The sequence below is a fragment of the Gemmatimonas sp. genome (assembly GCF_036405635.1).
Classification (GTDB): Bacteria; Gemmatimonadota; Gemmatimonadetes; order Gemmatimonadales; family Gemmatimonadaceae; genus Gemmatimonas.
In genome coordinates this window covers 19,371-30,385 of record NZ_DASWXE010000073.1, presented here as the reverse complement: position 1 = coordinate 30,385, position 11,015 = coordinate 19,371, and the positions used below count along the sequence as shown (strand labels likewise).

At 63.8% G+C, this 11,015-nt stretch carries 7 protein-coding genes; 5 read left to right on the top strand and 2 right to left on the bottom strand.

Features of this window, described 5'->3' with window-relative positions:
* On the top strand, window positions 1–320 hold a 320-nt coding region (locus tag VGE27_RS05270), incomplete at its 5' end, for a thioredoxin family protein (protein WP_331048588.1).
* A gap of 28 nt (window positions 321–348) precedes the next feature.
* Here VGE27_RS05270 and VGE27_RS05265 read toward each other — a convergent pair.
* Complete coding sequence (locus VGE27_RS05265; protein WP_331048587.1) at window positions 349–1,614, bottom strand: HD domain-containing protein; 1,266 nt, start codon at window positions 1,612–1,614, stop codon at window positions 349–351.
* Between the two features lie 222 nt (window positions 1,615–1,836).
* Here VGE27_RS05265 and VGE27_RS05260 point away from each other — a divergent pair, with 222 nt between their 5' ends.
* The 3 genes from VGE27_RS05260 (at window position 1,837) to VGE27_RS05250 (ending at window position 8,664) form a co-directional block, all read left to right on the top strand.
* Window positions 1,837–5,610, top strand: coding sequence for a carboxypeptidase-like regulatory domain-containing protein (locus VGE27_RS05260; RefSeq protein ID WP_331048586.1), 3,774 nt, complete (start codon window positions 1,837–1,839; stop codon window positions 5,608–5,610).
* A 26-nt stretch (window positions 5,611–5,636) separates the two neighbouring features.
* Entirely contained in the window at window positions 5,637–7,259 is a 1,623-nt protein-coding gene (locus VGE27_RS05255; RefSeq protein ID WP_331048585.1) for a hypothetical protein, read from the top strand.
* A 316-nt stretch (window positions 7,260–7,575) separates the two neighbouring features.
* The gene (locus VGE27_RS05250; protein WP_331048584.1) at window positions 7,576–8,664 is read left to right on the top strand and encodes a metallophosphoesterase; all 1,089 of its coding nucleotides are present in this window, start codon (window positions 7,576–7,578) and stop codon (window positions 8,662–8,664) included.
* A gap of 91 nt (window positions 8,665–8,755) precedes the next feature.
* On the opposite strand, the gene pckA is transcribed toward VGE27_RS05250, so the two are convergent.
* Window positions 8,756–10,375, bottom strand: coding sequence for a phosphoenolpyruvate carboxykinase (ATP) (pckA, locus tag VGE27_RS05245; protein WP_331048583.1), 1,620 nt, complete (start codon window positions 10,373–10,375; stop codon window positions 8,756–8,758).
* 255 nt (window positions 10,376–10,630) lie between these two features.
* Here pckA and VGE27_RS05240 point away from each other — a divergent pair, with 255 nt between their 5' ends.
* Complete coding sequence (locus VGE27_RS05240; protein WP_331048582.1) at window positions 10,631–10,993, top strand: hypothetical protein; 363 nt, start codon at window positions 10,631–10,633, stop codon at window positions 10,991–10,993.
* Window positions 10,994–11,015 lie beyond the last annotated feature (22 nt).

Below are 11,015 nucleotides of genomic sequence, written 5' to 3'. Positions count from 1 at the left end.
GCCTCGACCTGCGCATTGTGTTGCCCACCGCAGGCAAGGCGGTGCAGGAGCGGTTCCGGTCGATGGATGGTCGCGCCACGACGCCCACGTTCATCCTGCTCGACGAAACGGGACGTGACCGCGGATGTATCACGGAGCTGCCCAAGGGCATTCGCGGGTGGGCGACCAACTCGCGCGCCGCGAAGCTGCCGTCCGATTCCCTGCGCGCTGGCATCAACGCCTTCTACGTGCAGAACAAGGGCGAGTCGATCGTGACGGAAACGATCGAAATGATGGAAGCGGCGAAGCGCGGCGCCGTGGTATGCGACCGCGGCGCCTGAGCCGCACGAGAGTCGCACGCCAGGCGGGTTAGAGCCCGAACTCCCGGCGCACACCGTCTGCGTCGAGTTGCACGATCTGCAGGATACGCGCTTCGGGTAGCACCACGCGGCCGGCCGTGAACACACGCAGGCGACGAGCAGACTGATAGAGCTCGTCGCTGAGGCGCGGCAGATTGAGCGCGCCCTCGAAGCCCTCGGCGGTCAGTCGCTGCACGCTGCCGTCCCGGCGCAGCATCGGGATGTCCACGCCCAGCATCTGCGTCTTGGTGGGGAAGTCGAGCAGCAGTGCGCCACTGGCCAGGCCGAACTCTCGGGCAAGCGCATTCTCCACCGCATGCGTGAGACGATAGTCGGTGGCGATCCACTCCCCCACGTCTTCGCCGAGGCTCGCAGCGGGTCGCTCGAATGCGCGCTTGTGTAGACGGCGCACACGAATGGCATCGAGCAGGACGCGGGCTTCCGCTGTAAGTGACGGCGTGTCGAGGTGCACGAGCAGCCCTTCATCGGTGAACCGCGCCACACGATCTGCCCGAACCGCGCCGGTGTCGATGGCCACGGCCACCAGTCGCTTGTACATCGCCGTCGCACTGCGCACCGCATGATGCCAGTAGACGTTGCGGTACATCTGGTACTTGGCGAACAGCAGGGACTCGAGCGCCGACAGGCCTTTCTCGTGCACGCCGATCGCCCCCTGCGGACGATCGGGAGGGGAGACTACGACCAGTGAGTTGAGCAGCCGGTCCACATCGATCTCGCCGTACGGCACACCACACATGGTGGCGTCACGCTTGAGGTATTCGATCTTGTCGAGGTCGATGGAGCCGGAAATCAGACCCTGTAGTGCGCTTTCGCTGCGGCCTTCGATCAGCGCAAAGACCTTGGCGGGCGCGTCGTCGCCCAGGTGTGTGCGCAGAATGGTACCGATCTCGCCGTCGGTGATGAGCGGTCGAGCGACCTCTTCATGGTCGGTGACGCCGATCTCCTCGAGCGCGTGCGAGAAGGGATAGTGCCCAACGTCGTGCAGCAGCGCCGCGGCGCGGGCGATCTGCTGCTCGCGCACCGGAATCCCCTCCAGGGCTCCGCGCTCTTCCAGCAGCCGGAGCGCGAGGCCCGCGAGGTGCCACGCGCCGAGGGCATGCTCGAATCGGGAATGGGTCGCGCCCGGGTAGACCAGAAAGGCGAGTCCCAATTGGCGGACATATCGCAGCCGCTGCAGGACCGGCGTTTCCAGCAGGTCCAGCGCCAGATCATCGAGGCGGATGTTGTTCCAGAGCGGATCGCGCAGGATTTCCATGGCGCAAAGTATAGGTGGTGGCGTCGCTCAGGGGTCATTTCGATGGGGAGAATGAGCTCGTCCCTGCTCAATGCGTCCTGTCCTCTGGGACGGAGTGCGTGACGCAGGGCCCAACGAAATGGTGTGGGGCGGCATTAAAGCGGGTTATACGCGGACCTTGGCCGGCGGCTGAGTGTGTCTGCGCTCGCGTTAACAAATGCCAAAGCCCTCCGTCTAAGCGTCGTGACCACTTCCACGCCCTTTTTCCGACGTCTGATCGGCGCGCTGACCCTGCTGCTCGTGAGCAGTGCGACAGCGTTCGCGCAACAGATCGATATCATTCGCGGCCGGGTGACCGGCTCAGACACCCTCGCCATTCAGGGCGTGCTGGTGACCGCGACGACCCTGAGCGGCAATGTCAGCCGCACAGCCCGCACCGACCGCAATGGTCGGTACACGATCTCGTTCCCCGGTGGGGAAGGCGATTACTGGGTGACCTTCTCCGGCATCGGCTTGTCGCCGCGTCGCTATCAGGTGAAGCGCACGGCGGACCAGGAAATCCTCATCGCCGACGCGCGCCTCACACCGGCCGCTATCACGCTCGACGCCGTCAATGTGACGGAGCGCGTGGCCGCCTCACGCAGCGACACGGTCTCTGACGTGTCCGGTACCGAGAAAGCGGTGTCTGATGAGACGGCCGGCTTCCTCAATGTCGACCAGCTCGGCGATCTCGCTGCAATGGCATCGGCCATTCCGGGTGTGCAGTTGCTGCTGGGCGCTGACGGTGCCGGCGATGCCTTCTCGGTCTTTGGCCTTGGTGGAGACCAGAACAATTCGCAGCTCAATGGCCTGAATTTCGGCGACGGCCAGTTGCCCCGTGATGCGGCGGTGATGACGTCGCTGTCCACCTCCACGTACGACGTGTCGCGCGGTGGTTTCTCCGGTGGTCAGTTGCAGGTGCGTACGCGGTCGGGTTCCAACTTCGTGCGTCGCACCCTGAGCACCAACTTCATCGCCCCGCCGATGCAGTGGGCGGACCGCGTGGGTATCGCGACGGGCCAGCAGTACACGAACATGTCGGTGGGTGGCGGCGCGTCGGGTCCGATCAGCATGGACCGCGCCTTCTACAACACGTCGTTCCAGTTCGACCGCCGCCTGCAGGATTTCCAGACATTGCTCAGCACCAGCGACATCGGCTTCCAGACAGCCGGCGTGTCGGCCGACTCGGTGTCCCGTCTGCTCGAGATCCTGGGTGGTGAACAGGTGCCGACGACGGTGGTGGGTTACTCGCCACAGCGCATCAACAACCGCCTGTCGTTCCTGTCCAGCTTCGACTATGTGCCGCAGAGCTCCTCGCGCGGCAACACCTACGCGCTGACGATCTCGGGCAACTTCAACCGCACCTCGCCGGTTGGCGGCGGTGGTGGTTTTGGTGGTGGTGGTTTCGGATTCGGTGGCGGTGGCTTCGGTGGCGGTGGTGGCCTCATGGCTCCCACGCGCGATGGCGAGCGCACCAATTGGGGCGGCGCCGTGCAGCTCCGTCAGAGCGGCCTGCTCGGCTGGAAGGGCATCTTCACTGAAACGACGGTCGGTTACAGCACCAGCCGCACGGATGCGAGCCCGTACGTTGTGCTTCCCTCCGGCTCGGTGCGTGTCAACTCGCAGCTCGCCGACGGGTCGGCATCGGTGAGCACGCTGCAGTTCGGCGGTGCACAGGCGATGAACAACGCCAACGCGTCGTCGTCGATCGCCGGCAACAACACGATGTCCTGGTTCTCGAGCAGCAACCGTCACCGTGTGAAGCTCACCACCGAGTTCCGCCGCGACGAGTTCTCGAACCTGTTCAACTTCAATGAGTTCGGCAGCTTCTCCTACAACTCGCTGACCGACCTTCAGGCCAACCTGCCGGCCTCGTTCACGCGCCTGCTGTCACCGCGTACGCGCACGGGCAGCCAGATGGTTGGCGCGATGTCGCTGGGCGATGCGTGGCGTCCCATCAACGACCTGCAGATCCAGTACGGCGTGCGTGTCGACGGCAATCGCTTCTCGATGGGGCCGCAGACCAACCCGGATGTGCTGAACAAGTTCAACCTCGACAATGCCGAGGTGCCGAACCGTTTGTACTTCAGCCCGCGCGTCGGTTTCTCGTGGACCGTCGGTCAGGCCGATCAGATGGCACTGCTGCCGGGCATGATCCGCGCCCCGCGCGCCGTTATCCGCGGTGGTGTGGGTGTCTTCCAGAACACGCCCGGCACGCAGCTCATATCCAACGCCATCGACAACACGGGCTTGCCCAGCGGCCTGCAGCAGCTCACCTGTGTGGGTGAAGCAACGCCGATTCCGAATTGGGAGTCGTACGCGGCCGATGTGAACAACATCCCGCGCACCTGCGCCGACGGTACCAACGGCTCGGTGTTCTCGAACAGCGCGCCGAACGTGGTGCTGTTCACGCCGAACTATCTCGCGCAGCGTTCCATCCGCGGTAACCTCGGCTGGCAGGGCGCCATGCTGCGTAATCGCGTGATGCTGAACGTCGACGCGACCATGTCGCAGAACCAGTTCCAGCAGGGTGGTGTCGATCTCAACTTCCCGAACAACCAGCAGTTCACGCTGGCCAACGAGAACGGACGACCCATCTACGTGACGCCGAGCGCCATCGTGCCGACCACCGGTCAGGTGGCGTGGCGTGAAGCGCGTCTGGTCGATGAGTACGGTCGTGTGACGGCGCAGACGTCCGATCTCAAGTCGGAGAGCAAGCAGCTCAACGTCGGCATCCGCCCGATGGTGTTCAACTCCAAGTGGGGCTGGAGCCTCTCGTACGTGCTCTCTGATGTGCGCGAGCAGTTCCTCGGCTTCAACAGCACCGTGGGCGCACCGATCGGGATCGAGTGGTCGAAGGGCACGTTCTTCTCGCGCCACCAGATCCAGTACTCGCTCAGCTACAACGCGTTCGACGCCATCCGTATCTCCTGGAACGGCAACTTCCGCTCGGGTGTGAACTACACGCCGACGATCAACCAGGACATCAACGGTGACAGCTACGGCAACGACCGCGCGTTCATCTACGATCCGTCGTCGGTGAGCGATCCGACGCTCAAGGCCGGTCTCGAGAATTTCCTGAACACCGGTACGCGCGAAGCGGTGGAGTGCCTGCGCAGCCAGATGGGGCAGTTCGCTGGCCGCAATTCGTGCACCGGGCCGTGGCAGATGACGGGCAACCTCAATGTGTCCTTCAACTCGCTCAAGCTTGGCCTGCCGCAGCGTGCCAACATCCGCCTGCAGATTGCCAATCCGCTCAACGGTCTCGATCGCCTGATCAACGGCGAAGATGGCCTGAAGGGCTGGGGCGCGACGCCGAACCCGGGCAACAACGGCGCCCTGCTGTTCGTGCGTGGCTTCGATCCGCTGACGAACACGTACAAGTATGAAGTGAACGAGCGCTTTGGCTCCACGCGCCCGCAGCAGACGACGCAGCGCGCGGCGCCGACGTCGATCACGCTGTCGGTCAACTTCGATGTAGGCCCGTCGCGTGAACAGCAGCAGTTGCTGCAGCAGCTCGACCGCGGCCGTACGCGCCCGGGCAACAAGCCTTCGCTGCAGCAGCTTCGCAACACGGCCAGCGTGGGCCTCATCAATCCGATGCAGCAGTTGCTCTTCCAGGCCGACACGCTGAAGCTGACGCGCAAGCAGGCCGACAGCCTGGCCACGCTGAATCGCTGGTATGTGCTCAAGAGCGACAGCATCTGGACGCCGGTGGCCCGCTTCCTCGTGGACCTGCCGGACGAGTACAGCCACGCCGATGCGTATCGTCGCTATCGTCGGGCGCGCGAAGATGCGGTGGATCTGCTGATCGCCATCGCACCTGGTATTCGCAAAATGTTGACCGAGGAGCAGGTGCGTATCCTGCCCACCGCGCTGGTGACGTTCATGGACAAGCGCAACCTCCAGGGGCTTCGCTCCGGCACCAGCGGTGACAACCGCTTCGGTGGCGGCGGTGGCTTCGGTGGTGGGCGTTGATCACGACGACCAGAGGAATTAATCCCATGCAGACTTTCATGATCGAATCACTGGTTGGACGTGCGGCCCGCTGGAGCAGCGTGGGTGTGCTGCTTGCCGCGCTGGTACCTGCGGGTGCTGGCGCGCAGGACGCGGCGGCGCCTGCAACGCCCGCGGTGAACGTGCCGGTACGCGATGTCTCGGCCGCGGTGGCGCGCACGGCGCAGCCACTCGGTGGTGCTACGTCGGTGCGCGTGCTGTCGGATGGTTCGGTGTTCGTGAACGACGTGCAGCGTCGTCGCCTGCTCAAGTTCGACTCCAAGTTGGCCAACCCCATCGTGGTGGCGGATACAGCACCGGGCGGTCTGATGCCGTACGGTCAGCGTCCACTGGGCTTGATGCCGTACCTCGGTGATTCCACGATCGTGGTGGATGCCTCCACCATGTCGCTCGTGGTCATCGACGGTCGTGGTCGGACGCTGCGTGTGATGGCCTCGCCGCGCACCAATGACATCAACGCACTGGCTGGCGCGAACCTCGGCTCGCATGCCTTCGATGCCAAGGGACGCTTGTATTACCGGCAGGGAGCGGCAGGTGGCCCCGGCGGTGGCATGTTCGGTAACGGCAACGACCGCGGCGGCGGGAACAACAACAATCGCGGTGGGCAGGGTGGTCAGGGCGGCGGCAACCGTGGCGGTGGCCCGGGTGGTCCTGGTGGCGGCGGCTTCGGTGGCCCGCCGGGCGGCGGCGGTGGATTTGGTGGCGGTTTCGGCGGTGGCCCAGGCGGCGGTCAGGGAGGACAGGGCGCTGGCCCAGGCGCGCGTGGCTTCAATCCAGGCAATCAGCCGGACTCGGTGCCCATCGTGCGCGTCGACTTCGACACCCGCAAAGCCGACACGGTCGCCTTCGTGAAGGTGCCGAAGAACGAAACGCAGATGACGCGTGGTGAAGACGGCTCGACGCGCCTCACCATGAAGATCAATCCGCTGCCGCAGGGCGATGACTGGGCGTTGTTGGCTGACGGCACGGTGGCCGTGATGCGTGTGCTTGACTACCACGTGGACTATTACCGTCCCGATGGTTCGCACGCCGCGTCGGAGAAGCTGCCGTTCGACTGGAAGCACATCAGCGATGAAGAGAAGACCAAGATGGTCGACTCACTCAGCACGATCGCCAAGGCCGCGTCGGAGCGCGCGGGCGGCAATGGCGGTGGCGGTTTCCGTATGCAGTTCGAGCCGATCGGTGCGGACAAGCTGCCGGACTATTTCCCGCCCATCCGTCAGGGGTCCAGCATCGCCGACAACAACGGCAACCTCTGGGTCGTGCCGTCCACGTCCAATCTGTCGGCGCAGCTCGCGCAGTCGGTTATGGGTGGCCGCGGTGGTATGCCGGGTATGGGCCCGATGGGTCCCGGAGGCCCTGGTGGTCCTCCGGGCGCGCCGCGCGACAGCACGCGTCAGGGCCCGCCGGGCGGCATGATGGGCTTGATGCCCGGCATGGCCAACCTGCCGCCGCTCGTGTACGACGTGATCAGCGCTGAAGGCAAGCTGACGCACCGCGTGAAGCTGCCCGGTGGACGGCAGATCGTGGGCTTCGGTCCGAACGGTACCATCTACCTGCAGGCGCGTGAGGGCCGCGAGGTGTTCCTCGAGGCCGTGAAACTGAACTGAACTGATCGTGCCATGCCTGTGAATGGCGTGGCGAAGAAGGCACGGGCGGATTCTCGGAGGCACTCGGGAGTCCGCCCGTTTTTCATGGTGGTCCACCATAACTGGAAACGGGCCTGCGAAACCGTCGGAGCGGAATACCGTATCGATCACGGTATGCCGCCGCATCCTGCGGTGGCGGCGACCTCAGATTCACGGGCGGCCCATGGATTCCACACCCGGTTCGCGCCTTCATCGGTACCGAACTCTCGTCTGGACCAATCTCAAGCACTTCGGATTCACATTCGGGCTTCTCGTTGCAGGCGTGGTCACATTCGGGGTGCTGATTGGCGCCGACGCGCACCTGTTCGAGAACCGATTGGCGTACCAACTCGAAGGCGAAGTGCATGTCTTTCTTCGAAATGGGCAGGCGTTTGCTCACGCTATTCGAGGCGACAATGACAAGGGGTTTCGGGTAGACACACTGGCGTTGGCTGCGGGGCAAGACTCCACGATCACGGTGAGTTTCCCTGCGGACAGCAGCTCGTTTCAAGTGCTGGTGAGTTCCGACATCTCGACGCCCTCATCGATTTACAATGATGGCCAGCCGGTTGTGGCCATATCCGATATCGAGAGCGGGTTCGGCGCCTTCCGCCAATTTCTGGTGGCGCACCACATCGCGGACTCCACGATGCACTGGACATTCGGGAAGGGACACCTCGTTCTGGTCGGCGATTTCGTGGATCGCGGGGCGTCCACCACACAGGTGCTGTGGGCCGTCTATCAACTGGAACAGTCGGCGAAAGCGGCCGGTGGCACCGTGCATTTCATCGTTGGCAATCACGAAATCAAGAACCTGCAGGCCAACTTCCAGACGGCCAACGAAAAATACTTCCATATCGCCGGCATACTCGGCAAACGACAGGATCAGTTGTTCGACGATGAGGCGCTGCTGGGGCGTTGGCTGGCATCCAAGAACGTTCTGGAAGTGATCAACGGTGTGGCCTTTGTACACGGAGGCCTGCATCCCGATCTCCCCAAACATCAAGTGTCCGTCGAGGATATCAATCGCATCGTGCGAGACGGGTATCGGGTGCCGTACTTCAGCCCCGCCGCTGTGACAACGGAGAGTTTTCTGCGCTCCGGGACCACTGGGCCGGCATGGTACCGCGGCTACTTCAAAGACGATCTGTCGCAGCAGGCGGTGGAGCGATCACTCGACGCCGTTGGTGCTCACGCCGTGGTGGTCGGTCATACCTTGCAGGGCAAGGTGAATGCGAGGTTCAACAAGAAAGTCTTTGCGATAGATGTGAAACATCCGAAAGACTATCTCTCGAGCTTCCCGCTTCGCAGAAGTGAAGGGCTGCTGATCAAAGAAGGTGCGTACTATCGTTTGCAGCGCGATGGGAGCGCGGACTCACTTCAGTGAAGCGGATTCAAAAGAGCGGCCGCCTCAGGGATATCCCCGAGGCGGCCGCTCTTTCATGAACCCTCAATTCCGGGCTACAGTCGCGCAGGAGCTATCCCTGCGGACCGGCCGCCAGAATCACCGGCGAGACCGCTTCACCAAACTTCTTGATGTTCTCACGGAACATGCCGGCGAGCTTCGACGCCTGCGTATCGTACGCCGCCGCATCGGCCCACGTGCGGCGCGGGTCGAGTACTTCCGACGGCACGCCTTCTACCGACTGCGGGATGTGCAGACCGAAGATCGGATCGGTGCTGAACGACGCACCGGCCAGCGATCCATCGAGCGCGGCACGCACCATCGCACGCGTGTGCCCCAGCTTCATGCGCTTGCCCACGCCGTAGGCACCGCCACTCCAGCCCGTGTTCACCAGCCACACCTGCGAGCCGTGCTGCTTGAGCAGCTCGCCCAGCATCTCAGCGTACTTGGTGGGATGCCACACGAGGAACACGGCGCCGAAGCACGCCGAGAACGTGGCCTGCGGTTCCGTCACGCCACGCTCGGTGCCGGCCACCTTGGCCGTGTAGCCAGACAGGAAGTAGTACATCGCCTGCTCGGGCGTGAGCTTGGCGATCGGCGGCAGCACACCAAACGCGTCGGCCGTCAGGAACACCACGTTCTTCGGGTGTCCACCGCGTCCGCTCGGCACATGATTCTTGATGTAGTGCAGCGGATATGACGCGCGCGTGTTCTCGGTGATGCTCTGATTCGCGAAGTCCACCGTGCGCGACGGCTCGTCGAGCACGACGTTCTCGAGGATGGTGCCGAACATCTGCGTGGTGGCGTAGATGTCAGGCTCGCCTTCTGCCGAGAGGTTGATGGCCTTGGCGTAGCAGCCACCTTCGAAGTTGAACGTGCCTTCGGGTGACCAGCCGTGTTCATCGTCGCCGATCAGGCCGCGCTCGGGGTCGGCCGACAACGTGGTCTTCCCGGTGCCGGACAAACCAAAGAACAGCGCCGTGTCGCCTGCGGGGCCGATGTTGGCCGAGCAGTGCATGGACAGCACGCCCTGCTTGGGCAGCAGGTAGTTCATGACGGTGAACATCGACTTCTTGAGTTCACCGGCGTAGCGCGTGCCACCGATCAGGATGGTGCGCTCGGCCAGGTTGAGCACGATGAACGTGCCCGTGCGTGTGCCGTGGCGGGCGGGATCGGCCTGGAACTCCGGCGCGTGATACACCGTGAAGTTCGGCGCGAACGTCGCGAGCTCCTCGACCGCAGGACGGATGAACATGTTGCGCACGAACGCCGCATGCCACGCGTTGGGGAGGATGTAACGCACGCTCAAGCGCGTGGACGGATCGGCGCCGCAATACAGGTCCTGCACGAACAGTTCGTCCAGACCATTGAGGTACTGCTTAACATCACTCTTGAGCGTATTCCAGTGCTCGGCCGTGATGGGCTGGTTGACCTTGCCCCAATCGACATCGGCTTCGCTGCCGGCTTCCTTCACGACGAACTTGTCGTTCGGGGAGCGGCCGGTGTGTGGCGACGTGACGGCGACATACGGGCCCATGTCGGCGAGCGTGCCTTCGTTGCGACGGATCGCCGCTTCGATGAGCTCGGGCGCGACGTAGTTCCAATGCACGGTGCCTTTGGGAGTGATGCCTTGCGGCGCCAGGCCTGCGGCACTCTCGCGGACGGGAGCGGACGGTTTGAGCTGCGTCGCCATGATGCGACCTCACGGAAAGCGTACAGCAATACCGACGGCGCGCTGGAGGAGCGCGACGGTGGTATTGCAATTGAGTAGCCGACGAAAGGCGGGGAACGCGACGCAAGCGTCACGTCTGAATCTTCGGCTCACCTTCGGGACGAATTGGAGCCGAAGTGCGAAACATGTCGAAGCGACTGTTCCGGCTCAAGCGGGTATATCCCTTCGGGTATATCCCATTGCGTGTTTCGACCAGTTCGGCAACGTTTGAAATCGATGATCCAGACTCTTCACGGCTCCGAACGCTTCCCGCGATTGCGGCGACTGCTGTTCGTGCTGGCCTGCCTCCAGGTGCTTGCACCGGCCGTGGCAGCCATCGCGGACAGCTGGAGCCTCGATCGTCGTGTGGCGTATGCCCACATCGAGTCTGAGACCGGCAATGGCTGCGTGGTGGTGCACGCGCACGATTGTGTGCTTTGCGCCATTGCCACGACCCCGATGGCCCGCCCAGCGGCCCATCAGGCCATCGCGGCGACCCCGCGATGCGAAGCCGTCGGCACCCGCGACGTGGCCGCCGAGCGGCCTGCGCGCGTTACCGCGACCACGGCCAGTCGCGCACCACCCGTCACGCTGAGCTGAGCCCTTCACTGCCAGGCGCGTT